Source organism: Bacillus sp. AFS088145 (genome assembly GCF_002564465.1).
In the GTDB taxonomy this organism is placed as follows: domain Bacteria; phylum Bacillota; class Bacilli; order Bacillales; family Bacillaceae_G; genus Gottfriedia.
Genome location: NZ_NUUX01000002.1, coordinates 14,981 through 41,956 on the forward strand (window position 1 = coordinate 14,981; position 26,976 = coordinate 41,956).

The 26,976-nt window shown below is 34.9% G+C and carries 24 protein-coding genes and 1 other annotated feature; of the genes, 1 reads left to right on the forward strand and 23 read right to left on the reverse strand.

The window, feature by feature from the left end:
* Nucleotides 1-12: 12 nt before the first annotated feature.
* From COI44_RS00685 to spoIIQ, 6 genes are all read right to left on the reverse strand, one after another.
* The gene (locus COI44_RS00685) at nt 13-1,194 is read right to left on the reverse strand and encodes a Ger(x)C family spore germination protein (RefSeq protein WP_098426221.1); all 1,182 of its coding nucleotides are present in this window, start codon (nt 1,192-1,194) and stop codon (nt 13-15) included.
* Between the two features lie 2 nt (nt 1,195-1,196).
* Complete coding sequence (locus COI44_RS00690; RefSeq protein WP_286163688.1) at nt 1,197-2,720, reverse strand: spore germination protein; 1,524 nt, start codon at nt 2,718-2,720, stop codon at nt 1,197-1,199.
* Between the two features lie 267 nt (nt 2,721-2,987).
* A complete protein-coding gene (locus tag COI44_RS00695; RefSeq protein ID WP_098426223.1) occupies nt 2,988-4,319 on the reverse strand; it encodes a UDP-glucose dehydrogenase family protein in 1,332 nt (443 codons plus the stop codon).
* Between the two features lie 548 nt (nt 4,320-4,867).
* Nucleotides 4,868-5,869 (reverse strand): rod shape-determining protein, encoded by a 1,002-nt coding sequence (mreB, locus tag COI44_RS00700; RefSeq protein WP_025569003.1) that lies wholly within the window; start codon nt 5,867-5,869, stop codon nt 4,868-4,870.
* 157 nt (nt 5,870-6,026) lie between these two features.
* A complete protein-coding gene (gene spoIIID, locus COI44_RS00705; RefSeq protein ID WP_025569002.1) occupies nt 6,027-6,296 on the reverse strand; it encodes a sporulation transcriptional regulator SpoIIID in 270 nt (89 codons plus the stop codon).
* A gap of 279 nt (nt 6,297-6,575) precedes the next feature.
* A complete protein-coding gene (gene spoIIQ / locus COI44_RS00710; RefSeq protein WP_179886965.1) occupies nt 6,576-7,370 on the reverse strand; it encodes a stage II sporulation protein SpoIIQ in 795 nt (264 codons plus the stop codon).
* A 334-nt stretch (nt 7,371-7,704) separates the two neighbouring features.
* Nucleotides 7,705-8,000: a binding site (T-box leader), on the forward strand.
* Between the two features lie 52 nt (nt 8,001-8,052).
* Between spoIIQ and COI44_RS00720 the strand changes: the two genes are divergently transcribed.
* Nucleotides 8,053-9,672 (forward strand): peptide ABC transporter substrate-binding protein, encoded by a 1,620-nt coding sequence (locus COI44_RS00720; RefSeq protein ID WP_098426225.1) that lies wholly within the window; start codon nt 8,053-8,055, stop codon nt 9,670-9,672.
* A 260-nt stretch (nt 9,673-9,932) separates the two neighbouring features.
* Here COI44_RS00720 and spoIID read toward each other — a convergent pair whose 3' ends face one another.
* From spoIID to COI44_RS00805, 17 genes are all read right to left on the reverse strand, one after another.
* Nucleotides 9,933-10,946 (reverse strand): stage II sporulation protein D, encoded by a 1,014-nt coding sequence (spoIID, locus tag COI44_RS00725; protein WP_098426226.1) that lies wholly within the window; start codon nt 10,944-10,946, stop codon nt 9,933-9,935.
* 278 nt (nt 10,947-11,224) lie between these two features.
* Complete coding sequence (murA, locus tag COI44_RS00730; RefSeq protein ID WP_098426227.1) at nt 11,225-12,529, reverse strand: UDP-N-acetylglucosamine 1-carboxyvinyltransferase; 1,305 nt, start codon at nt 12,527-12,529, stop codon at nt 11,225-11,227.
* Between the two features lie 32 nt (nt 12,530-12,561).
* A complete protein-coding gene (locus COI44_RS00735; protein ID WP_098426228.1) occupies nt 12,562-13,281 on the reverse strand; it encodes a YwmB family TATA-box binding protein in 720 nt (239 codons plus the stop codon).
* Nucleotides 13,282-13,361: 80 nt separating this feature from the next.
* Nucleotides 13,362-13,598, reverse strand: a complete 237-nt coding sequence (locus COI44_RS00740) for a DUF1146 family protein (protein WP_025568971.1) — start codon at nt 13,596-13,598, stop codon at nt 13,362-13,364.
* A gap of 179 nt (nt 13,599-13,777) precedes the next feature.
* Nucleotides 13,778-15,274: an NADH-quinone oxidoreductase subunit NuoN gene (gene nuoN / locus COI44_RS00745; protein ID WP_098426229.1), complete on the reverse strand. Its 1,497-nt coding sequence runs from the start codon at nt 15,272-15,274 to the stop codon at nt 13,778-13,780.
* A 3-nt stretch (nt 15,275-15,277) separates the two neighbouring features.
* Nucleotides 15,278-16,786 (reverse strand): complex I subunit 4 family protein, encoded by a 1,509-nt coding sequence (locus COI44_RS00750; RefSeq protein ID WP_098426230.1) that lies wholly within the window; start codon nt 16,784-16,786, stop codon nt 15,278-15,280.
* Complete coding sequence (gene nuoL, locus COI44_RS00755; RefSeq protein ID WP_098426231.1) at nt 16,783-18,639, reverse strand: NADH-quinone oxidoreductase subunit L; 1,857 nt, start codon at nt 18,637-18,639, stop codon at nt 16,783-16,785. The genes COI44_RS00750 and nuoL overlap by 4 nt, the downstream gene beginning before the upstream one ends.
* Before the next feature lie 17 nt (nt 18,640-18,656).
* Nucleotides 18,657-18,971 (reverse strand): NADH-quinone oxidoreductase subunit NuoK, encoded by a 315-nt coding sequence (gene nuoK / locus COI44_RS00760; protein WP_025568976.1) that lies wholly within the window; start codon nt 18,969-18,971, stop codon nt 18,657-18,659.
* Nucleotides 18,968-19,486, reverse strand: coding sequence for an NADH-quinone oxidoreductase subunit J (locus COI44_RS00765; protein ID WP_025568977.1), 519 nt, complete (start codon nt 19,484-19,486; stop codon nt 18,968-18,970). Before COI44_RS00765 ends, nuoK begins: the two co-directional genes overlap by 4 nt.
* The gene (gene nuoI, locus COI44_RS00770; RefSeq protein WP_025568978.1) at nt 19,483-19,902 is read right to left on the reverse strand and encodes an NADH-quinone oxidoreductase subunit NuoI; all 420 of its coding nucleotides are present in this window, start codon (nt 19,900-19,902) and stop codon (nt 19,483-19,485) included. The genes COI44_RS00765 and nuoI overlap by 4 nt, the downstream gene beginning before the upstream one ends.
* Before the next feature lie 31 nt (nt 19,903-19,933).
* Nucleotides 19,934-20,935, reverse strand: coding sequence for an NADH-quinone oxidoreductase subunit NuoH (nuoH, locus tag COI44_RS00775; protein ID WP_097974912.1), 1,002 nt, complete (start codon nt 20,933-20,935; stop codon nt 19,934-19,936).
* Entirely contained in the window at nt 20,935-22,035 is a 1,101-nt protein-coding gene (locus tag COI44_RS00780; protein ID WP_098426232.1) for an NADH-quinone oxidoreductase subunit D, read from the reverse strand. The genes nuoH and COI44_RS00780 overlap by 1 nt, the downstream gene beginning before the upstream one ends.
* 8 nt (nt 22,036-22,043) lie before the next feature.
* Complete coding sequence (locus COI44_RS00785; protein ID WP_098426233.1) at nt 22,044-23,252, reverse strand: NADH-quinone oxidoreductase subunit C; 1,209 nt, start codon at nt 23,250-23,252, stop codon at nt 22,044-22,046.
* Nucleotides 23,249-23,767 carry a NuoB/complex I 20 kDa subunit family protein gene (locus COI44_RS00790; RefSeq protein WP_056469321.1) on the reverse strand — a complete coding sequence of 173 codons (519 nt, stop codon included), beginning with the start codon at nt 23,765-23,767 and terminating at the stop codon, nt 23,249-23,251. The genes COI44_RS00785 and COI44_RS00790 overlap by 4 nt, the downstream gene beginning before the upstream one ends.
* Nucleotides 23,758-24,126 (reverse strand): NADH-quinone oxidoreductase subunit A, encoded by a 369-nt coding sequence (locus tag COI44_RS00795; RefSeq protein ID WP_056469320.1) that lies wholly within the window; start codon nt 24,124-24,126, stop codon nt 23,758-23,760. The genes COI44_RS00790 and COI44_RS00795 overlap by 10 nt, the downstream gene beginning before the upstream one ends.
* A 386-nt stretch (nt 24,127-24,512) precedes the next feature.
* Nucleotides 24,513-26,294, reverse strand: a complete 1,782-nt coding sequence (locus COI44_RS00800; protein WP_098426234.1) for a DHA2 family efflux MFS transporter permease subunit — start codon at nt 26,292-26,294, stop codon at nt 24,513-24,515.
* A gap of 12 nt (nt 26,295-26,306) precedes the next feature.
* Entirely contained in the window at nt 26,307-26,951 is a 645-nt protein-coding gene (locus COI44_RS00805; RefSeq protein WP_483295366.1) for an HlyD family secretion protein, read from the reverse strand.
* Nucleotides 26,952-26,976 lie beyond the last annotated feature (25 nt).

The window sequence follows — 26,976 nt, forward strand, 5'->3', positions numbered from 1 at the left end:
TTCCCTTCTTTTCTAAAATGGATAAGCTTTTTTTCTCATACCTACATTATTTATTTGGACATCAACATCAATTTTTACTTTAGCTTTTTGAAATTGGTCATCCCAATTTTTCTCATATTTTTTAAACTCTTTTGGATTTGATAAATGGAGTTTATCACCAAACCCAAAAATATCTGCCCCATATCCTTGTGCTTTTTTGATTCCTTCATCTATGGTTTTCTTTATCGCTTTCTCACTTAATAATTCATATTTTTTTAGTGTGTTTGCTTTATCAAAATTGTCATTACAAAGTACTTCATCAATAATGGCGATCGCTTTTACCGTAATGTGAATTTTTGGTATTTTATTTTTCATTTTAATCTTCGTGTCCGTTTTCACACGTGTGAGCTCCATCGAATCATATTCTTTTTTGCTGCATTTTATTTGTATATTTGTTTCTTTTATTGCATTATCAATTATTTGTACCGATTTTGCCGGTGAGCCATCTAACCACCCCACTAGCCTTCCTTTTTTAAAAACGGCTAACCCCTCAATCTTGTTATAGGATGATTTCACACTTGAAAAATTATCAAGTGTTTCAGAAGTCTTGGTTTCACGTTCTAAAAGTGCACCATTAATGACCGGTTCTCTACCACTACTTGAAAGAGCTGATATTACTTGGCGCATTTGTATTTCTTGATTTTCACCTAAAAGAGACGACGTATTTTTAATTTTTCCTACGATCGACTTAGCCGGTAATTTATCAAGTGCTGGCAAGTTATTCATTACTCGAGAAACACTGTCGTTCCTTGCAATAACAACTGGAATATTAACACGTATTTTGGAATCCCGCTCAAACACATCAAATATATAGTTCAACGATTTTTCCTTTGCTAGTTTTTCACCAATGACAACGAGTGCCACATGAGAATATATATTTGATCGAGAAACACTTTTTGTAACGTTTCGAGCAGCTTCCGAAATTGTTCTACCTTTTTGTTCTAAGGAAATAACTGGTGTACCTATTGAACCAGTAACACTGGCAATCGCACTCGGATTAATGATTTGAAGAACCATATTATATTGATTATCTTTAGGTATATAATCAATACCCATAGCTACCACGATCGATACACTGTTTAATTCTTTATAATTAGAACAACTCACCAAAAGTAAACTTGTAATAAGAATTAAGATTATACATTTTCTTTTCATACTTATTCTCCAGTACTTTGTTCTTTAACGGTTTTTGTGTTTCCTTGACTAGGTGCAACTAATATAGTATCTTTTTGACTTTTTATACGGAATGGAGCAAATGGTGCAAAATATGGCTCTCCAAAAGATCGTAGGCTACACATATGTAATAATATAATTAAACCACCAATCAAAATTCCAAATAAACCAATATAGGCTGCTGCCAATAATAATATAAAACGAAGAATCCTAGCAGCAGTTGACATATTATAGTAAGGGATCGTAAAGCTAGCAATCGCAGTAATTGATACGATGATTACCATTGACGCAGATACAAATCCTGCTTGTACAGCTGCTTGCCCCAAGATTAAGGCTCCAACAATTGATAGCGCCTGCCCAACCGCTCTTGGCATTCGGATTCCAGCTTCACGTAATACTTCAAAAACTAGTTCCATACCAAGAGCTTCAACAATTGCTGGCAAAGGCACACCTTCACGTTGAGCCGCTAAGCTTACTAATAAAACCGTTGGAACTACAGCCTGATGAAATGAAGTAATTGCAATGAAAATTCCAGGTGCAAATAAAGCAGTCCAAAAGGACATATAACGCAGCAATCTTAAAAAAGTACCAATATATGAGCTTTGATAATAATCCTCTGGAGATTGAAAAAACTGTGTAAATGTAGCTGGTAAAATTAAGACAAATGGTGTACCAGCTATAAAAATTGAAACGCGTCCTTCCAGTAAATTACCTACTACAGCATCAGGTCTCTCTGAATTAATCATTGTAGGAAAAATGGTCTTTTGGTCGTTTTGAATATAGTTTTCAATATAGCTGGATTCTAAGATTTCGTCTGCATTAATAGCCTCTAAACGATGTTTTACTTCCCTTAATAACTCTTCATCTACAACTCCTTTTATATACATTATTTCTACATCAGTTCTCGTTACTTCGCCTATTTTCATTGACTCGATTCGTAGCGCTGGATGTTGAATTCTATTACGAATTAGAGAAGTATTTGTACGTAAGCTCTCTGTGAAGCTATCCTTGGGTCCTCTAATTACAGTTTGCGTTGACGGTTCTGTTATACTTCTAGATTGGACCATTTTTGTACATGCAACTAAGAAGTTACTATCATGATCTAAAAGAACAACGGTATCTCCAATTAATAATGCTGATAGAAGATTTGTATAGCTTGATTGTGATTTTAAACTTGAAACGGCGATTACGCTTTTTAAGCCATTCTCTAAATCTGTTAGTGACAGCGTTGTTTCTTTTTCTGCATTAATTTTAACAATTTTATTAATGATTCCATCATTCACTAGTTTCTCATTTGAAATTCCGTCGATATGAATCACAGCAAAAGAATACTGCATACCTTCCCCAAGTGTTTCATGACGAATCACAAGGTCAGAGCTATCTCCAAAATCATCTTTTATTCTTTTTAAATTTTCTAAAATGTCCTTACTTAAAGAACGCGATATATTATTTTGAAATGGAATTTTTTTATTTGTAGCTGCACTATTGGTTTCTTTGTAGTTAAACACTTTTTTCACCACCCCATAATCATGGCATATTATTCTTATACTTTTTCCAAAATATTTCATTTAATGTATTGTTTTCTAAGTGGTTTATTTTACACACAAAAAAAGGCTGTCTCATGAGACACCCTGCTTCATTTTTGTTATGCGAATTTTTTTCCTCTAGGTTATTCAATCTCCGTAGTGCAGTGTCTTATCCATACAACTTTGAGACCAACCCCTATTAAAGAGTCATAGAAATTTCAGTTCTAAAGTGCATTAAATTTATAATAATTATTTACTAATAAGCTGTGGCATTGGATTCACTGGCTTTCGACCAATTGAGTAATAGTGGATGTTCTTTTTTTGCATTTTAGTTAATTCAAAACAATTACGTCCATCAATTACTAACGGAAGCTTCATTAGCTCCTCATACAATTGGAGATCAGTTTCTACGATTTCTCTCCATTCAGTCAAAATAAATGTGGCCTCTTTTTCACGAATGGCTTCCTTCACATTAACTGAATAATTTATGGAATCTCCGAATACTTTTCTTAATTCAGGTAGGGCATATGGATCATATACTGTTATTTTAGTACCTTCTCTGATGAACTGATTAATTAAATCGATCGAAGGTGCATGTCGAATATCATTTGTATTTGGCTTAAAGCTAACTCCTAGAATTGCAATTTCTTTATTTTTTAAATTTCCAAAAAGAGATTTTATTAATTCGAAAAGTTTTATTTTCTGTTGATTATTAATTGTAATAACAGATTTTAATAGTTTTAAGTCTACACCTACTAGCTCAGCTTCTTTTACTAAAGCAGTCGTATCCTTTGGGAAACATGATCCTCCATATCCAATTCCAGCTTTTAAAAACTTTGAACCGATTCGATGGTCTAGCCCGATACCATGAGAAACATGATCAACATTAGCATCCAATTTTTCACAGATCATAGCAATTTCATTAATAAAACTTATTTTAGTAGCTAAAAAAGCATTAGATGCATACTTGATCATTTCCGCACTTCTTGCATCTGTTGTATAAATAGCTGTATTAAATGGTTTATATAATTCCTTTATCAATTCCGTTGCACTTTGACTTTCGGAACCAATGACAATTCGGTCACCATTAAATAGATCGTATAGTGCAGAGCCTTCCCTTAAAAATTCAGGATTTGATACTATATCAATCGTTAAATGCCGAGGGGCATTTTCCAACATGATTCTCTTAACTGCTTCATTCGTTCCAACCGGAACAGTGCTTTTAATAACAACTATTAGATTTTTGTTAGCATTAATTGCGATCTCTTTCGCAACACCTTTTAAATAGTGCAAATTTGCTGTTCCATCAGGAAGTTCTGGTGTACCGACAGCAATGAATATGATATCTGCATGGCTATAAGCTACTTTGTAATTTGTTGTAAACTCAATTTTATTAAGGGAAATATTTTCTAATAATAATTCTTTCAAGCCCGGTTCAAAGATAGGGCAAATTCCTTTTTGCAGTAATTCAATTTTTTCAACATCAATATCAACACATGTTACATTGTAACCAACTGTAGCAAATGAAACTCCTGTAGTAAGACCAACATATCCCGTACCAGCAACAACTATATGCGTCATGGTTCATCCCCATCCTATACAATTAATCAGTAAAGATAAAAGACCTTTAACACTGCCTAAAGTGATAAAATTTACTTTTAATTGCAAATTTTGTTTTGATTTCTATAGGTCTATTGCTTTTTAAAAGAGATAAAGTTTAGTATCTCTACTTCTCTTGAAGTTCGATCATCATTTACACAAGTTAAATTAACTATCTACCAATCAACCCTTTTCCGTTTTTCTTTAGACCAAGTCCCAAGTTAAACTAGAGGAGCGTTTTACTAATTTTTAAGATGTTAGAGTTTTAAGTATTAAATCATATGTACTGCTTACCTTGATAATCCTCATTTTACAATTACTTAATTTAAACTTTAAATGGCGCTTTTTAAACGTTGATACTTTCTTTTTCTCTTTGCCAACTTTGACTACCTTCTAGTTCATCTTAACTTTACAAAACATAAACACTTTTCTTACAAAGATAACCGTTCCTAATAAATTCCAAACAAAAAAATCCCAAGCTCTATATGCTTGAGATTTCAGTGTGTAATCAAGCTAGATAGCTTGAGATTTTATTTTAAGTAACGACTTGGAATTTTATCAATATTTTCTAACATAATTCCAGTACCTACTGCAACACATTGCATTGGATCTTCAGCGATGAAAACAGGTACTTTTAATTCTTCAGCAAGTAAAATATCTATTCCATGAAGTAATGCTCCGCCACCAGTAAGAATAACTCCACGATCAATAATATCAGCTGATAATTCAGGTGGTGTACGCTCTAATACTGTTTTTGCAGCTTGTACGATTAAGTAAACTGGTTCACTTAATGCTCTTTGAATTTCATCAGATTGTACAGTAATTGTACGAGGTAATCCAGTTACCATATCACGTCCACGGATATCGATTGATTCATTTCTTGCGCCAGGGAAAACAGTACCTACTTCAATTTTAATTTGCTCTGCAGTACGTTCTCCAATTAGCAGTTTGTATTCACGCTTGATATAGTTTAGAATCTCCATATCAAACTTGTCCCCTGCCATTTTAATTGAAGAGGCGGTGACGATATCTCCCATCGATAAGACTGCGACATCGGTTGTCCCACCGCCAATATCAATTACCATGTTACCACTTGGTTGGAATATATCCATTCCAGCACCGATTGCAGCAACCTTTGGCTCTTCTTCAAGATAAACTTGTTTACCGCCACTCTTTTCAGCAGCTTCACGAATTGCTTTTTGTTCAACAGATGTGATGTTCGTTGGACAACAAATCAAAATACGCGGCTTTGACATGAATCCCTTTACATCTAATTTATTTATAAAATGACGTAGCATTGCCTCAGTAATATCAAAATCAGCAATTACGCCGTCTTTAAGTGGACGGATTGCTACGATATTACCAGGTGTACGACCTACCATGCGGCTTGCTTCTTCCCCTACTGCTAATACTTTACCGCTACTACGCTCTATTGCAACTACAGAGGGTTCGTTTAATACGATTCCCTTACCTTTAACATGTATTAAGACATTGGCTGTACCAAGATCTATTCCGATATCCTTAGAAAACATTCCTTTTGGCTCCTCCTTATTCACTATACTCATGAGCAGTTCCCCGAATACGTTCCATACCAAAATATAATTTTACCATAAAGAACTACTTTTAGTAATTAATATTTGTGAACAGGAGGTTAAATATTTCTAATTTTGTTTTCAAGGCTCAGAAACCCTATTTAGTTACTTTCTCAACGTCTTCTTTTTGATACTTTTGCTTTGTAGCCTCTCCACCGCGTAAGTGACGAATTGATTTGTGATAATCCAAAATTTCTTTTACTTCATTTGCCAAATCTGGATTGATTTCCGGTAGGCGTTCTGTTAAATCTTTGTGTACTGTACTTTTTGACACTCCAAACTCTTTAGCTATTACACGAACTGTTTTCTTCGTCTCCACGATATATTTCCCAATCTTGATCGTTCTCTCTTTGATGTAATCGTGCACACTACTCTCCTCCTCTAAATGGATGTGAGAAGCGTGAAATGAGACTCGTTTTGACTGACTAAGCTGCTCTTTTTCCTGCTCTGACTGACCTGCTGAGGTACATTTATTTTGACTAGGTAGAAAATCCACGATTCCTCACCTCAAACACCTCTTTGATGGGTTTATAACATTGTATTAGCAAAGGTGTCTAACTATGCACAATTATCAGAAAAAAACAAGTGCCCAACACATATGTGGTATGATTCCCACGTGTTAGGCACTTTGTGAATTGCTTAAATATTATTGTTGAATTTTATTTCCATCTGAATCAGCATTAGAAGAACCTTGTTCATTGTCATCTGATACATTCCCAGAAGTATTCATTGTATTAGATTCTTTTGTATCGCTTTTTGTATTTTCAGAACTAATAATTGATGAAACATCTTGTCCTTGGTATTTCTCTGGATTAATTGCTACACCATCTTTACGTAATTCATAATGAACATGAATGCCATTTTCTTTGCCAATTAAAGCTGTTCCAGCTGTTCCAAGAACTTGTCCTTGTGAAACTTTTGTTCCTGGCTCAACACTTACAGATTTTAAACTTTGGTAATATGAAACTAATCCGTTACCACTTTCTACTACAACTACATAACCTAGCTCAGCATCTTTTTGAGCTTTTGTAACAGTACCACTAAGAGCTGCAGTCACATCAAATTCTTTTCCACTTTTATCAACTAAATCCATACCAGTGTTGATCGTAAAAGTATTATTATCCATTTGGATTAATGATGCTTGTTGCTCATCTTTTGAAGCAGAGTCATCATAATAATGACTTTTAACTTGAACTGTTGCATCCTTTGAAACTGGGTAAGTTAATTTTTCTTCTGGCTGTGAAGCTGGAATTGCCTCTGGCTCTCTCGTATCAACTGTAGTTCCAGTTTTTGTTGGAGTTGGAGCATTACTATATTGATACCATAACGCACCTGTCAAAATAACTGCCGCACTCACTAAATAAATTGCTGGTACTACCCAACGCTTTCTTAACATTTTAATAACCTTTTGAGAAGTTTTTTTGTTTTGTTCCTCTCTCATCCTTATCACCTCTGCAATCATTGTCAACAGATTTCTGGAATTATATACGCAATTTAGAAAATTTTAGTTCGACAAAATTCTTATTTTTCCACACAATTTCAAACTAATTCACATTAATCCACAAAATACTAGAAAAATATTAACAAATGAAAGCGATTTATCCACAATTCCACAAGGTTTATACACAATATTTGTGGATAAGTTAATCAGTCTCATTATGAAGTTCACAAAATATTTTTCTTGCATTTTTCTTTATTACAAAATATAATCACACTACAAGCTTGTACGATGTATTAAAAACTTAAACTTAAAAAATTATTTCAGTCATTATATATTTTTTGCGATGATGAAGAAGAGTAGATTATATGAAAGTTTCAGAGAGCTGACGGTTGGTGCAAGTCAGTACGGACATATTTTTGAATGGGCTTCTGAGCACCCAAACCGAACCATTTATTTATGCAGTAGGCTTTGGCGGACGTCTCACCGATAAAAGAGACGGGTATTCAAACTCATGTTTCGATACTGCTTTTTGTCACAAGGTAGTTCAATTCATTTGTTTCGATACTGCAAAGTGAGTCTAAACGTTTTTAGACTAATTAAGGTGGCACCACGGGAGTCCTCGTCCTTTTTATAAGGCGGGGACTCTTTTTTTTGTACCCAAAAATAAGGAGAGAAAAATAAAATGATATTTACTAAGAAAACCTTCATATCAATTACTTTATTATTCACATTGGCACTAGCAGGTTGTGGACAACAATCAAATCAAACAGCTTCGAAGTCAAATGATCACACGTTACATTTAATGGATACTTCAGATATTGTAAGTCTTGATAGTTCACTAGCTTTAGATGGACCATCATTAAACGCACTTAATAGCGTAATGGAAGGTCTTTACATGCCAAATGAAAAAGGAGAATACGTTCCCGCTGCTGCTTTGTCACATAAAGTTAGTACGGATGGTAAAGTTTATACATTTACTCTAAGAGACGCTAAATATTCAAATGGAGACCCAGTAACAGCAAAAGATTTTGTTTTTGCAATGAAACGAGCAGTTGATCCAAATACTAAAGCACAGTTTGCATATGATTTATATGATATTGAAAATGCTAAAGAAATTAACCAAGGAAAGTTATCTGTGGATAAGCTCGGGGTAACTGCACTAGATGATAAAACACTACAAATTAAACTTGAACGCCCTATTCCATATTTCATTCAACTGACTAGTTTACCGATGTTCTTCCCGTTAAATGAAAAATTCGTTAAGGATCAAGGTAGCAAATATGGTTTAGAAGCAAATACAACTTTATATAATGGTCCTTACGTTGTAAGTAAATGGGATCATGAAGCTGGATTCACAATGACAAAAAATCCACAATACTATGATAAAAAGAATGTCCATGTAAATAAAATTGACGTTAAAATCATGAAAGAAACAACAACTGCAGTTAATCTTTATGAAACAGGTGAACTTGACCAAGCGATTATTGATTCTAATGTTATCGATCGTTATAAAGGGAATAAAGAATTAAACAAACTAGCTATGCCAATTGTCTCTTACATCAGCTTTAATCAAAAAAATCCATTTTTAGCAAATGTAAAAGTACGTAAGGCAATCGCAAATGGCTATAATAAAGAGGACATTAGTACAACGATATTAAACGATGGTTCTATTCCTACTGATCGAATTATTCCTAAAGGTTTAGTAAAAAACTCTAAAGGCGTCGACTTTGTGAGCTCAACGACTCATCCTTCTACAGTAAGTTTAGAAGAGGCTAAATCACTTTTTAAAGAGGCTTTATCTGAAAGTGGTAAGTCAAAAGCTACAATTTCATTACTAGTAAGTGATAACAATACATCGCGTAAAATCGGTGAATATTTAAAATCACAATTAGAAACAAACTTAAAAGGTTTAACTGTTAATATTGTCGTACAGCCCGCACAACAAAAATTCGAATTGCGTCAGCAAGGAAACTATGATCTCTCTCTAGATACATGGGGTGCTGATTATCCTGATCCAACGACTTATTTAGAGCTATTTACATCTAAATCGGCTTTAAATGTATTAAATTATAAAAATGCTCAATATGATGAATTTGTACAAAAAGCAAATACAATCAGCTTACAAAACGAATCAGAACGTACTCAGCTCCTTCATAATGCTGAAGACCTTTTATTAGATGACGCTGCGATTGCTCCAGTTTACCAAGCTGGCTATGTATACTTGCAAAAATCAAATGTAAAAAACATAAAAGTACGTCCATTTGTTGGATATTTTTATTATAAATATGCTCAAAAGCAGTAAGGGATAAGAAAAGAAGTGGAATTGTAGTGTAATCTTATGAATTTCGTAAGGAACTGAAATCGAACCTGTATGCTGCAAATAACACTAGTATTTCTGCAATTAAACTTCATAATTTCCCAAAATAAATACTTTATTTAATCAAAAAACACTCTAATCGGACGAATCTTAGTTTGATTTAGAGTGTTTTTTAATTAGTTACTTCTTCTCATAAAAAACCGATCTTAGCGGTTATACAAAAAAACAGACCTTAATGAGGTCTGTCAAAGCTTCTCCAATAGGTCATAATCCTTCTTACTAAGCTTCTTTATGCTAATTCCCTTATAGTAATACTTAGCGATCTCAGCGTATGTTTTTCCTTGCTTAGCAAGCTCATTTGCTCCGTATTGACTCATACCTACTCCATGGCCAAAACCTTTTGTTGTAATGATGATTTCATTACCTGAACGCTCCCATGAAAAATCTGTTGAACGTAGGTTTAGTTTTTCTCTAATTTCTTTACCAGAGAGAGTTTTTTTACCAAATGTCACTTGTGCTACACGTTTACCTTGTGTTCTCGAGGTGACTTTCCCTATGTCTGACTTATTAATTTTTACATTAAGTTTCTTTTCGAAATGACTTATTGTGATTGATTTTTTTGATAGATAGTTTGGAGCAACGGAATCCCAAGGACTCGGTACGCTTTTCAAATATGGTACACTATTTTTCCAATATTCTTCGGAGTTTTCTGTGTATCCATTGCTTGTGGAGAAGAATGAAGCAGTTATAGGTTGTCCATTGTAAGTTAATATTTGTCCTTCAGTAGCTCTTACTGCTTTTTCAATTTTGGCTATATTTTTATCGTATTCAGCGCCATATCTTTTCTTCAGGTCGTCACGATCCTGAAAGACTTGAAAATTAACTGAATCATCAACAATTCCACCCTCATCAAGTGGTTTTCCTTCTTTCAATCGTTTGATGATAAATGTTCTTGCACTTAAACTTTGTGCTTTTAGTGCTTCTGTTTCAAATTTTGCTGGCATTTCTGATGCTACTACTCCTAATACGTATTCCTCGATAGGTAGTTTTTCAACTTTTTGTGTTTTTGTTCTAAAAACTTCAATACTTAGATTGTCATTTTTGTTCGCTGCTGCGACTTGGTTTGCTTTTTTCTGTAGCTGATCAACCAATCTACCATCTGTATGGCTATGAAATGGTAGAACAAGCAATGTAGGGATAATAATAACGACTGAGCAAGTAGTTAATCCTGCAGTGATTAATGTTTTAAATGACTTCATATTTTCCTCCTATCCATTTCAATACAACTTTAAATGACAATTTTCAACTAACTGCCCTTTCTAAAGATAATTTATGTATATGGACAAGCATTTAGAACAAATAATAGATTGATTTCAAATTAGATTCTTTTAACAAATTGTATTATTTTTTATTATTTTTAGAATATTTTATAAGGTTTCTGTCTATAACTTATAGTAGAAAGTTGCATGAAAATGCAAAAATGCCCGACTCTATGTGGGGTAACACAAAGTGCCAGGCATTTGAATTAGTTTTTAGTTTACGCTTGTAAATCTTTTAGTGTTTCTTCCTCTACAGCTGTGCTTGGTTCGTTTACACGTTCAATGTCCGCTCCAAGTGCAGCAAGCTTTTCATGGAAATTTACATAACCACGATCTAAATGTTTTAATTCAGTAACACGAGTATATCCATCAACAACAAGACCAGCAAGGATAAGTGATGCAGCAGCACGTAAATCCGTAGCAGCTACTTCTGCTCCTTGAAGATCATTTGGTCCATGAATAATAGTTGATCGACCTTCAATTTTAATATTTGCATTCATGCGACGGAATTCTTCCACATGCATAAAACGATTTTCGAATACTGTTTCAGTAATCATGCCTGTTCCATTAGCTTTTAATAGAAGTGCCATCATTTGTGATTGCATATCTGTTGGGAAGCCTGGATGAGGCATTGTTTTGATGTCTACAGGTTTTAAATTGTCTGTACCAATTACACGAAGACCTTCTTCCTCTTCGATAATTGTTACTCCCATTTCACGCATTTTCGCTACAACCGAGCTTAAATGCTCTGGAACTGCATTTTCAATTAATACGTTTCCATTCGTAATTGCTGCTGCTACCATAAATGTTCCAGCTTCAATACGGTCTGGAATAATGTGATGAGTTGTACCAAATAATGTTGGTACACCTTCAATTCGAATAGTGCCTGTTCCAGCACCTCGAACTTTACCACCCATTGCATTAATGAAGTTTGCTAAGTCAACAATTTCAGGCTCTTTTGCAGCATTTTCAAGAATTGTTGTTCCTTCTGCAAGTGCTGCTGCAGACATAATATTTTCTGTTGCACCTACGCTTGGGAAATCTAAATAGATTTTTGCCCCTTTTAAACGACCGTTTGATTTTGCTTCTACAAAACCATTACCAACCGTAATTTGAGCTCCCATTGCTTCAAATCCTTTTAAGTGCTGTTCAATTGGTCTAGATCCAATCGCACATCCACCTGGTAACGCTACACGTGCATGACCATTTCTTGCTAAAAGTGGTCCCATTACAAGAATAGATGCTCGCATTTTACGAACATATTCAAATGGTGCTTCAACATGTAAATCCTTTGAAGCATCAACTGTTACTGTATTATTTCTGAACCCAACCTCTGTATTTAAATTACGAAGAACTTCGTTAATCGTGTAAACGTCAGATAGAGTTGGTACGTCATGAATTATATTTTTTCCTTCACTAGCTAGTAGCGCTGCAGCAAGAACTGGTAAGACAGCATTTTTTGCACCCTCTACACGAACTGTGCCTTGAAGCTGTTTCCCGCCACGGACAATGATTTTATCCAAACTTTTCCCCTCCGTGTCCTAAAATAGATCTATCAATATTCTACTGTTATAATCGGTGTGCCAATAATAATTGTCGTTGATTTATCAACATTGTTTTCGCGAATTGCAATTTGTAAATTAATTTTTTTGCCATTTGCAACCAGAGCGTCATTCCACTGTTCAGTATATGCTGAAACAGAGACGAATGCCCCTTCTTTTATTTCTTCAATTTTTGTTGCTTTAAAAGTCCCCAAAAAATCATTTTTTATACCCTGCAAAACACCTTCAAGTTTACCACCCATTGTCCCCTTTATACAAGTAAAAAAAGTAGGTTCTTTACTAAAAATATTTTCCAATGAGTTCTTTATGAGTTTATTCGTTTCTTTTTCAGCCTGCTGGTCCCATTTAGTCCCACTGAGTTCATAAATTACATAGCTGCTGTTATTGCCAGTAGATGTAACAACGATTCTTTCTGTGACCAAATTATGGTTAAACGTACCAATTATTTTATTACCATTGTCAGTTTTCGTCCACTTAAATTTTTTGAAATCCTCTTTATATTTACTGATTATTTTGGACACCGAAGTATTCATTTTAGCTTCTCTTGCGTATAAATTCCAACTTGTAACCGAAATGTCTTTTTTATTTAATACGTCTGCAAAACGGTTCAATTGGCCTACACCTGTATCAGCCATACCGATTTTACCCCAATTAAAAAATAGTGCAGAAGCAAAAGTAATCGTAATTAATAATAAGTACATAGTCTTTTTCATAAATAATCCCCTCTCTTACTTCCATTTTTCACAGGGAGAGAGGGGTTTATACGATACATCGTAACATACTTTTTGACAAATTATTTCAATAAATATGTAATGTTTTTTGTATATTGAAGATAGTCTAAGAAAAAACTACTTACAGCAGAAGAAATTGTAATCGTCAATAGCACCATAAAAAGTCGAATTTGGGCGACATGACCTTTTTTCATAATACTCTCCCACTTAATTGCTGTTAAAGCCCACCAAGTTAAAATAATGAAAAATAAATGGACAATTATTGCTAATAACGCTTCTGTCCCAACTAAAGCTTCCATTCTTCACGTCCTCTTTCCGATCTATTTTTATAGAAAAAACTTTCAGATTGCCTAGTTGCATTTTTAGCATATGTTTTCTTAGTGCAAGCAATTTCAAACAGTCTGAAAACCTAATTTTATACTTTCTCTACAAATTAAAAAGTGTAGGAATCACCCTACACTTTTAATTTAAATATATTTTACGCCATAAAGAAGTCTTTCACAATGTCTAGCTTATGAAATACATCTAATGCTAAAGATGGTTTAATACCCAATACAATTGTTAAAACAGCACAAACCAATACAACGAATAGATGTGTCTTAGGAAGTACAACTTTACGCTCTTCACCACTTCTAAAGAAAATATTTTGAAGGATGCCGAAGTAGTAAAAATAAGATACTACTGTAGTTAAAAGTAGAATGCCACCTAATACATAATATCCTTTAACTTGGACGAAAGCCCCCAAGAAAATATTTAACTTTCCTATAAACCCTGCAGTTAATGGAATACCTGCTAGCGATAACACAAATATTGTCATGGTAATCGCTAAAAATGGATTTGTTTTAATTAGCCCTGCAAATGATGATAATGAATCCGATCCCCTTTGTTGTTGCACATTGTAGACAATCGTTAAAATACCGATTGTCATGAATGTATAAGCTAATAAATAGAACCAGATTCCCTCAAACATGAATGGTGAAATACTTACAAATGCAACTAGAACATAGCCTCCGTGTGCAATACCTGAGTATGCAAGTATACGCTTTAGACTGTTTTGTTTTAAAGCAATTGTATTACCAATAATCATCGATAACGCGGCCAATGTAGCAACAACTGGTTGCATTACTTCAAATACAGATTTTTGTTCTTTCATCAATAATGCACCCGTGAAAATTGCTAAGAAGATGCGAAGTACGATAATAAATCCACCTGTTTTTGAAACTGTTGCTAAGAATGCTGTTACAGGTGTTGGCGCACCTTCATATACATCTGGCGCCCACATATGGAACGGAACAGACGCAAGTTTAAATGATAATCCAACAAATACTAACACAAATGCTAGGATCATTAGAAATCCATTACTGCTTGGAATTCCTTGTTGAAGTGCCAAATTCATTTCAGTAATGTTTGTTGTACCTGTTAAGCCATAAGTATAGCTTAGTCCGAATAATGTTATTGCAGTTGAAATACCACCGTTAATTACATACTTAAGAGCAGCCTCGGAAGAGCCTTCTCTTCTCTTTTGAATTCCAACTAGAATATAAGATGAAATCGAAAGTAGCTCTAACCCAACAAATAATGTGATTAAATCACTACTTGAAGCCATGTACATTGCTCCAATTAACGCTGTAATAAATAATGTGTAGTATTCTGAGCGCTCTGCAATCGATTTATCTCCTAGTGCAAGTAATAAAACTAGGATTGCTCCGATTAATAAAATTAGTTTAAATAAAAACCCAAACGAATCAAATTTAAATGATCCCGCTAATAGACTTATTGGTTTATGTGAATAAAGTGTGATTAACCATACAAGCGATCCAACTACACTTAACAAGCCAATCCAACCGACTATTTTACGACTAGCATTTTTAGGTAATAAGAGTTCAAGAGTTAATAGAAGAAGCGCAGCAGCTACTAGAATAATCTCAGGACCCATTGTTCCCCATTGAAATTCAGATAATGCTTTCCATGTCATCTTCTATACACCTCTAATCCCTTGAATGATAAAATCCACTGATGACACAATCATATCATTTACGAAAGCTGGGTATACACCAAGCAGGACAATCGCAAATACTAAAATAACTGAAGCGATTGCTTCGCGTTTTGACAAATCAGTGAATGATGAAATAAATTCACTATTTTTACCGAAGCTTAATTGTAAAATTGCTCTTAAAATATAAGCTGCAGTTAAGATGATTCCTAACGTACCTACAGTTGCAATTGCTTTATGAGATTGGAAAAGACCAACAAATGATAGCCATTCTCCTACGAACCCTGATAGTCCTGGTAAACCTAACGATGCCATACCGCCAAAAAGTAATAAGCCGGCAAGTCTTGGAGCTGATTTTGAAAGACCAGAAATACGGTCAAAACTAGTAGTATCACCTCGGTTTTCTAACATGCCAACTATTAAAAATAGAAGTGCTGCAATTAAACCGTGAGATACTGATTGTAGAATTGCTCCTTGAATTCCAGCGCTATTCATTGCTGCTAATCCAATAATAACAATCCCCATGTGTGAGAAACTTGAATATGCCAATACGGAGCGTAATTCCTTTTGAATTAAAGCAATATAAGCTCCGTAAAGTAAATTAATTACACCAATAATCGCAAGTGCTACCGACATTTTTTCAAATTGCTCTGGGAAAATCCCTAAAGCAAAACGAATTAAACCGTAAGTTCCAATTTTTAATAGGATACCAGCGTGAATAATTACTACAGCAGGATTTGCTTGAGTATGAACATTCACCATCCATCGATGGAACGGGAATAATGGTAGTTTGATTGCAAATGCAATTAATAAACAAATTAATAGAACCATTTTTAAATGCTCTGATATTGGACTAACTGTTTGTTGTCCTGTTGAAATGATATTTGCTAAAACTTCATAATTTGTTGTGCCTGTGCGAGCAAATAGGACAGCAATAACAAATAATAAGAATGCCGATCCTAATCCGTTATAAATTAAGAATTGGTACCCAGCACGTTCACTATCAAATCGGCCCCATTTTCCAATTAAGAAGAACATTGGAACTAGCGTTAATTCAAAGAATAAGAAGAATAACACTAAGTTCTGAGCTGCAAATACACCAAACATACCTACTTGTAAAATAAATAGTAGTTGATAGAAGCCTTTTGAACCTTTATTAATAGAGTAACCTGCTATTACAGCGATTAATGAGATAATACCAGTAAGTAAAATCATCACTAATGATAGACCGTCTACTCCAAGCTCAAACTTAACTTGAAACAATCTAGTTGATCCAGCGAAAAACTTTCCAAATGAAAACCAATCATATGAAATATTCCAATCTTTTAAACTAGAATGGTTTTGACCTGCTATATAAGCAAGTATAGTAACTGCAAATGATAAAACCGAAGTCAATAATGCCCAAAGCTTATAAGAATTCTTTGGAGCAAAAGAAACTAGTAATAATCCCAATAAAGGTGAGAAAACAACCCATAATAAGAAATGAGACATCATAAGTTGTACCCCCCTGTCACAACGATTGCTAATAAGATTAGTGCAAGACCAAGTAATGTGATAAATCCATAAGTTTGAACTTGACCACTTTGCAGCCTTGAACCAATTCCACCGATACTACTTACAATTCCTTTTACTAGAACTGCAATCCCTTCAATTACAAAGCGCTCAATAGCAAACATTACATGTCCGATTGCAAACATACCTTTTACGATTGAACCGTTATATAATTCGTCAATATAATATTTATTAAGAAGAATTTCATAGAATAATCCATTTTCTTCTTGTTTAGTTTGCTTCACTTTTCTTCCATACATATTGTAAGCAAGCGTAATACCAGCTAAAGAAACAAGCGTTGCTACGACCATAATCCAAACCGGCTCATGACTATGCTCAGCAATTGTAAATGGAGCTCCATCTAATAAAAACTCATTTAAGTGACGACCAAAGAAAGGTGTATTAATATAACCTGCAAATATAGCAAGGATCCCTAATAGTGACATTGGAAGAACCATTGACATCGGTGACTCGTGCGCACCTTTTGTCTTTTCTTCTCCAGTGAAAACTAAGAAAAATAATCGGAACATATAAAATGAAGTAAAGAATGCCGCTGTTAAAGCAACTACGAATAAAACGTAATTTCCATTTTCCCAAGTTGCAGCTAAAATCTCATCCTTACTAAAGAAACCAGATAGTAATGGTACACCTGTAATAGCTAATGTGCCAATTAAGAAGAGTGTAGATGTCCATTTCATTTTCTGACGTAATCCACCCATTTTAAAGATGTCTTGAGTGTGTACGGCATGAATAACACTACCTGCAGCTAAGAATAACAATGCTTTAAAAAACGCATGAGTTGTTAAGTGGAAAATACTTGCTGTATAACCACCTACACCTAATGCAAGCATCATATAGCCCAATTGACTGACTGTAGAGTATGCTAGTACTCGCTTAATATCTCTTTGTACAAGACCAATACTCGCTGCAAAAATCGCTGTAAATCCTCCGACAATCGCAACTACCGTTAAAGCAGTTCCACTAGCAATAAAGATCGGATAAGTCGTCGCTACTAAGTAAACACCGGCAGCTACCATTGTTGCTGCGTGAATTAATGCAGAAACAGGTGTTGGACCTTCCATCGCATCAGGAAGCCATGTATGAAGTGGGAACTGACCTGATTTACCCATTGCTCCTACGAAAATCAAGATCGCAATAAGTGTTAACATACCAGTACTCACTTGTCCACCTTGGATTACATTGAAAATTTGATCAAAATCAAAGCTCTTTGTTTTCCAAAATAAAAGTATCATCCCGATAAATAAACCAACGTCCCCTATTCTAGTCATAATGAACGCTTTTTTAGCCGCTGCTTTTGCTTCCTCTTTATAAAAGTAGAAACCAACAAGTAAAAATGAACCTAAACCTACTAACTCCCAGAATACATAAAGTTGTAGAATGCTAGGTGAAATGACAAGTGCTAACATCGCAAATGTAAATAAGCCTAAGTATGCGAAGAACACTGTAATTCGGTCATCCTCTTCCATATATGCTGTTGAATAAATATGTACTAATGTACTAACAAACGTAACGATTACTAGCATTAACGAATTTAGTGCATTTACTACGTATCCAACGTGAATATCGATATTTCCAATTGTTAACCAAGTGTATAGTTTCTGCACTGTATCCCCTTGTAGACGGTCAAATAAGACGAACAAGGAGATGATGAATGAGATTCCTGTTAAAGTTGCTCCTAAAATCCCACTACCTTTCTTTCCTTTTGTACCTGCTAATATTAGGATTAGAAAGGAAATTAGCGGAAGTACCGGAACAAGCCAAGCATACTGCATCATCAAATTCCACCTCCTATTTATCTTTTCAATGAATCAGCTTCATCGATATTGACTGTCTGACGATGACGATACCATGCAATTAAAATTGCCACGCCCACTGCAGCTTCAGCAGCTGCTACTGAAATCGTAAATAATGAAAAAATTTGGCCTGTTAATGACGGTGCTACACCAAGTTTACTAAATGCTACTAAATTAATATTTGCTGCATTTAACATTAACTCGATACAAATTAACACGATTACTGTGTTTCGTTTTGTTAATGCACCATATAATCCGATACAAAATAAAATTAGCGCTAAAAGAAGATAAGCATTAATTGGAACTGAACTCATTCCTTCGTACCCTCCTCTTTTGAATCATCTGACTTTGCTAAAATGATCGCACCTACTAAAGCAATTAGTAATAATACAGACATTACTTCAAATGGCACGATATGATTTGTAAATAGTTGTAATCCAATATTTTTCGTATTATTTGTTGCTAAATCAACATCTGATGCGTCGATTGAAAGTCCGTTTACACCTAAAAACATAACGACTCCAAATGCAACAATACCGATTAACGCCGCAATATTTCTCCAATTTCTTTTTGGTTTTTCACTTTCAATATCATGTTTCGTTAACATGATTCCAAAAATCATTAAGATTGTTACTGCACCTGAGTAAATAAGAATTTGAACAACAGCTACAAATTCAGCTGATAGAAGGACATAAATCCCTGCAATACTTATAAATGTTAATACAAGCGAAAGCATCATATGCATAACTTTCGTTGAGTTTAACATCATTACGCCACCTAAAATGGCTGATAAAGAAAGAAGAAAGAAAGCAACTACAAAACCACTCATGCTTTATTCTCCTTTCGAATGTTTTGATCGTTTTCATCAAGCCATTGAAGGTCTTTAAACAATTCATCACGTGAATATTCAGCAAGTTCAAAGTTATTTGTCATAATAATCGCTTCTGTTGGACAAACTTCTGTACATAAATCACATAGAATACAAATTTCGAAATTTATATCGTATGTGTCGATAATTTTTCCTTTTTTCGTAGGATCAGGATGTTTTTTACCAGTTAATGTAATACAGTCTGTTGGACAGATTGCTGAACATTGATTACAAACAATACATTTTTCTGGATAAAACTTTTGAATTCCACGAAAACGATCTGGTAACGGAATCGGCTGATTTGGATAATCATACGTCACTTTCTCGCGCGTTAAATTTTGAAGAGTATATTTTAAACCTTTTACTAACCCAATCATGACTCACACCCCTTTAGATTGGTCTATTTGTTTAGAAGAACAAGCTTTTTACTAATGCAGTTATTAAAATATTAGCTAATGAAACTGGTAATAATACCTTCCAACCGAACTCCATTAATTGGTCAGCACGTAAACGTGGGAACGTTACACGGAACCAAATTAATAAATATAAAATTACACTAAATTTTAAAGAGAACCATACAGCTCCAGGAATAAAGTCTAGACCCGCAATTGGTTTCCATCCGCCTAAAAATAGAATCGTAATTAACGAACACATTGCAAAAAAGTAAACATACTCTGAAAGCATAAAGAATGCCCAACGGAATCCTGAAAACTCTGTATGATAACCTGCTACAAGTTCTGATTCAGCCTCTGGTAAGTCAAAAGGTGTACGGTTTAATTCAGCTACAGCTGCAATTAAGAAAACGATAAATGCAATCGGCTGAGTTACAATGAACCACACATTCTCCTGTGCATTAACAATATCATTTAAATTTAAGCTTCCAGTTAATAAAATAACACCTAATACACTCATAACTAACGGAATTTCATATGAAATCATCTGTGCTGCTGCACGCATACCACCAATAAGTGAGTATTTGTTATTTGAAGCCCAACCGGCTGTAACAACACCAACTGTTGTTAATCCTGAAACAGCAATATAGTAAAGTAATCCAACACCTATATCAGCAAACTGTAAGTTCTCTGTGAAAGGTAGAGTTGCTAATACCATAAACGCTGGTGCAAATGCGATGATTGGTGCAAGTATAAATAATGGTTTATCTGCTGCTTTTGGAATTGTATCTTCTTTTAAAAGTAGTTTTAATACGTCAGCAACAGTTTGAAGCAAACCATAACGTCCACCAACTTGGTTAGGTCCAATACGCCCTTGCATGAAACCCATTACTTTACGTTCTGATAGGATTCCAAAAGTTACGAAGCCTAAAACTACAAATAGAAAAATAACGCCTAAGCCTAAATAGATGAGAAAATTTATCCAAGACGGTGTACTTTGTAGAAGATTTTCTATCATTATCCGTCTACCTCCCCAAGTACAATATCAATACCACCTAAAATAGTAATTAAGTTTGCGATGTTTTCACCTTTTAATAGCTTTGGAAGAATTTGCAGGTTATAAAAAGATGGTCGTCTAAACTTCAAACGATACGGCTCTTTTTTTCCATCACTTGCAATATAGCAACCGATTTCCCCACGCGGTGACTCGATTCTAACGTATCCTTCACCTTTAGGAGCCTTGATGATTTTAGGAACTTTTGCTAAAATGTCACCTTTAGCAGGGAATTGTTCAACAGCTTGTTCTAAAATCTTTAATGACTCTTCAATTTCTAGCATTCTGCACATATATCGATCCCATGCATCGCCAACTGTTCCCACCGGTACATCGAAATCAAAGCGATCGTAAATAGAATATGGAGCATCTTTTCGTAGATCATATTTAACACCAGTACAACGAAGATTTGCACCACTTAATGAAAAATTAATTGCATCTTCTTGTGAATAAGCACCAATACCTTTTACACGATTAATAAAGATTTCATTACCAGAAACTAAATCGTGATAACCTTTTAATTGCTCTCTCATATAAGGAATAAATTCTTTTACTTTTTCAATCCAACCTTCAGGAGCATCCCACTTAACCCCACCAACACGCATGTAGTTAAAAGTCAATCTCGCTCCACAAAGTTCGTTTAATAGATTGATAATCATTTCACGCTCACGGAAAGCATAAAGGAATGGACTCACTGCCCCAATATCTAGAAGGTTTGTACCCCACCAAACTAAGTGACTAGCAACGCGCCCCAATTCCATTGAAATAACGCGTAAATATTCTGCGCGATCTGGAACTTTAATATCCATCATTGTTTCAACAGCATGGCAGATAACATAGTTATTTGTCATTGCTGATAGATAATCCATACGGTCTGTATATGGAATAATCTGTGTATATTGAAGATTTTCAGCGATTTTCTCTGTACCACGGTGTAGATAACCGATGACAGGTGTCGCTTCTTTAATGATCTCTCCATCAATCTTTAACACAAGACGAAATACACCGTGTGTACTTGGATGCTGAGGTCCGACATTTAATAGCATTTCTTCCGTACGAATCATGGCTTATCCTACACCCCCTCGTCAAATTGAACGTAATCTTTTCTTAGTGGATAGCCAACCCAATTGTCTGGCAGTAGTATACGCTCCAATTTTGGATGTCCTTCAAACTGAATACCAAGTAAGTCGTAAGCCTCACGCTCTGGCCAGTTTGCACCTTCCCATATTGGAGTAATACTATCAACAATAGGTTGTTCACGGTCTGCTCTTACTTTTAAAGCGATTCCATGTTTACGTTTATATGAATATATGTAAGAGTAAACTTCCATGTACTCAACAAAATCAGTTCCATGTAATCCAGATAAATAAGTAAATTGTAGCTGTTCATTATTCTTTAAGAACTGTGCGACTTTAAAATAAGCATCCTTTTTAATTGTAAAAGTTGGATCATGTTTAGATAGCGTATTAATAATTGCTTCCTCAATAACATCCGCTCCAAACTCTTTTTCAATTAATGCCTTTACTTCATCTAACAATGATTGATTATGAGAAGGTTTCACTTCTTCAACTGGAGCCTCTTTACCACCATCTGTTTTACCTTTCGCTTTTGCTGCTGCCGCTGCTTTTGCCTTCGCAACTGCAATTGCCTTCGCTTTTGCTTTTGCCGCTTCATCGTCCGAACCAGCAGTTGCAGTGTCTTCTCCACCCGCTGCTTTTTGTTTTGCCAATGCCGCTGCCTTTGCTTTTGCTGCCGCTACTGCTTTTGCCTTCGCCGCTGCTAAGGCCTTTGCCTTATCATCATTAGAAGTCGCCTCTTGCTCTGCTGCTTGAGCCTGTTCGCCTGATTCCACTGCTTTTTGTTTCGCAATTGCTGCTGCCTTTGCTTTTGCTGCTGCTACTGCTTTTGCCTTCGCCGCTGCTAGAGCCTTTGCCTTATCATCATCAGAAGTCACCTCTGACTCTTCTGCTTGAGTCTGTTCGCTTGCTTCTGCTGCTTTTTGTTTTGCGATTGCTACCGCCTTTGCCTTCGCCGCTGCTACTGCTTTTGCTTTCGCTAGTGCAAGTGCTTTCTCTTTTTCATCTTCTGAAGCTGGTTCCTCTTGTTTAACTTCATTTTTAACAGTAGACTCCTCAACTACAGGAACTTCTTCTTTTTGAACCTCAGTATTTTTTGCAGCTTCCTTTTCTGCCTTCAACTGTTCCATTTTACGTCGAGCCGCTTCTTTAGCCCTCTCAGCTGCTTCTTTCTTTAACTGTTCTTTTGACTTATCTTCACTCACTTATTCGTCACCTGCTTTCCGGTTTTAGCTTCGTAACGAATCTTCTCTTTCAATTTATTAATACCATAAATTAATGCTGCTGGATTTGGAGGGCATCCAGGGATATACACGTCCACAGGAACAATTTGATCCACTCCTTTAACAACTGCATACGAGTTAACATATGGTCCACCAGCAGTCGCACATGAGCCCATCGCAATCACCCATTTTGGTTCAGGCATTTGATCGTATAGGCGTTTAACAATTGGCGCCATCTTTTTCGTAACAGTTCCAGAAACAATCATACAGTCAGATTGACGAGGAGAAGTACGGAAAAATGATCCAAATCGGTCTAAGTCATAATGAGATGAACCTACACCCATCATTTCGATTGCACAACAAGCTAACCCGAAAGTTAATGGCCACAACGAGTTACTTCTTGCCCATGCCTTCACTTCTTCCAAAGTCGTGAAAAAAATATTCTTTTGGAGTTCTTCCATTTCAGCAACAGAAATTCCATCTAACTTCATAACCATTTCAACACCTTCTTCTTCCAAGCATAAATAAGTCCAAGTAATAGCATAAGTATAAAAATAATCATCTCTACAAAAGCAAAAAGCCCTAATTGATCATATGCAACCGCCCACGGATATAAGAAAACAGTTTCAACATCAAAAATAACGAATAATAGTGCAAAAATGTAATATCCAGCGTGGAAACGAACCTTCGCATCATGAAATGGTTCAATCCCACTTTCATAGGTCGTTGCTTTTGCTTCAGTTGGTACATTCGGTCTTAAAATTTTACCAATTACCGAGAGTGCGACAACTGGAAGCGCAATTCCTATAACTAGAAACACAACTACGATCACATAATTATTTAAATAAGCATTCACGAAACTTGTCCCTCCTCTAACTACAGAGCTCTACATTATATACTTATTATAAATATAATGTATTTTTCATTAATTTTTACTATTCAGTTTTGTAATCGTATTCATTATAACAAATGTGACAAAAACGTGTCGATATTTATTGCCATTAATCTGAAAATTGAATGATATAGTTAGAAAATAAATTCCATTATTCTTTATTTATCTTAAATGTATGTCGTTCTAATAAATTTCTAATATTTCAATTGTCATTACCAGTTACTAAAATTGTATATCAGTATAAGAGTTATCCACAAATCCACAGAAAGTTATTCACAATTCCCACAAATTAAAAAATAGTGATAATTGTCGAAAAAAAAACCAGTTCAAAACATGAACTGGCCATTTTTTTAAGATGCAATCGTTTCTGAAGACTGCTGCTTATTTTGATTTTTAGATTTTGATTCAGGTTGTGCAATCTTTCTGCTCTTTGTACTTCCCATAAAGAATGAAAGCACTAATGCAATACCTGATAATACAGTTGCAAAGATAAATGCATCATTGATTCCATTAATAGATGCTAATTTAGACGCCTGACTATAAAGTGTTGTAACTGCTAAAGCTCCACCTTGAGAAGGGGTTACTCCAGCTGCACTAACTAACTGTGCGCCTGTTTGATGTACCCAATCCATAATGAACGAATTCGTTGACGTTACTTCATTTGAGAAGTCTGCCATGTGATTAGTCGTTTGAGTCGTCATAATTGTAACAAGGACTGCTGTACCTACCGAACCTGCAACTTGTCGTAATGTATTTTGAGTTGCAGTACCATGAGAAATCATCTTAAGAGATAACTTATTTAATCCAGCAGTCATAATTGGCATCATAATAAATGACATACCGAATGAACGTAAAGTATAGAAAAACATAATTTTTAAATACGGTGTATCAATAGACAATTTAGTGAACTCATAAGTTGTATAAGTCATAATAAGTAAACCAAAAATGGCTAAAGGACGGATACCATATTTATCGAATAACTTACCTGTAAGTGGTCCAAGAGCACCCATTATTAATGAACCAGGAAGTAATAATAATCCTGCTTTAATTGGTGTAAACCCACGAATGTTTTGTAAATAAAGAGGTAGTAAAATCATCCCTCCGTATAAAGCAGTCGTAACGATTAAATTAATTAATAAAGTGTAAGTAAACGAAAAAGATTTAAATACTTTTAAATTTATTAATGGTTGTTTAGCAGTTAATTCTCTCCACACAAATAAACCTAAACTGATACAAGCAATTACTAAAGAAAGAACTACTTCAGTGCTACCCCAACCTTTATTACCAGCTTCACTGAATCCATATAATAAACTTCCGAATCCAAGTGACGAGCTTATTACTCCCCATATATCCAAAGTTGGGAATGAACGTTTACGTGAAATATGAAACCAAGCATTAGACAAAATGATTGAAATGACACCTAACACAGCCATTCCATAAAATAAGAAATGCCATGAATAATCTTGTACTACATACCCAGTTATTGTTGGACCAATAGCTGGTGCCAGAATCATTGCAATTCCCATTAATCCCATTGCTGCCCCACGCTTTTCAGGTGGGAAGATCGTCATAAAGATATTCATACCAAGCGGCATTAAAATACCAGCCCCGACAGCTTGAACTACGCGACCTGCCATCATAACTGGGAAGTTTCCTGATAAAGCACAAATAATTGAACCGATTGTAAAGGCAATCATCGAAAAGATAAATAATTTTCGATAAGTAAATGTATCAACTAAGTAAGCACTGACCGGAATTAAAATACCATTCACTAACATAAAACCAGTAGATAACCATTGGGCAGTCGAAGTAGTTACATTAAAATCTGCCATTAACTTCGGTAAAGCAACATTTATTAATGTCTGATTTAAAATAGACACGAACATCCCTAGTAATAGTACTGTCAAAACTTTTCCCATGCTAAAGCCCTGTTTTTCACTTGACTCTGATGGAATTGATTTCTTTTGAATTTCTTCAGTTTTTTCTATTTTATTTGGTTCTTCCGTTTGGAACATTTCTTCTCTTTTATCTATTTTTAAGTCATTTTCTTTATTTCTTAATACAATTCGATTAATAATAAAGAAAACAATTAAGCAAAACCCTCCATATGCAATGATCATTCCTGTAGACATTGAAATTCCTCCTTACTTATGGATACGAACAGAAGCATTCATTCCTGGAACAATTTCAAATGACTTATTATGATCTAAAGCAATTCTTACAGGTACAACCTGCTCAACTTTCGTATAGTTTGCATTAGAGTTTCCAGAAGGTAATAAACTAAATGTATTTGCAGTTGTTAATCCAACAAATTCCACAGTACCTGTTAAAGTAGTATCTGGATATGCGTCAACATACACATCAACTTCTTGACCTTTTTTCACATCTTCTACTTCAGTTTCTTTAATATTTGCAGTAACCCAAAGATTATCTAAATTATATGCATAACCAAGAGTTGAACCTGTTCCAACTAATTGATCTTTAATTGCATTTGCTTGAACAATCGTAGCATTTGTTGGTACTGAAACTGATACTTCATGTGCAGTATCTCCAGCTGCTTGAGGTGCAGCTAAAACTTTACCGATTGATTCATTTGGTGAAAATGTTTTTCCGAATGTACCTGACCATGACTCAAGCTTACCAGCTGCAGGAGATGAAATAACAATTTGTTGCCCATCTATTTTTGCATTATCCGTTTTTATATAATTTGTTGATTGATCATAATAGTAATAACCAGCAAATCCACCAGCAACTAATATGATTAAAGTAATTATGTTAACAAACACCATTTTCTTCATGTTCCCCATAAATAAA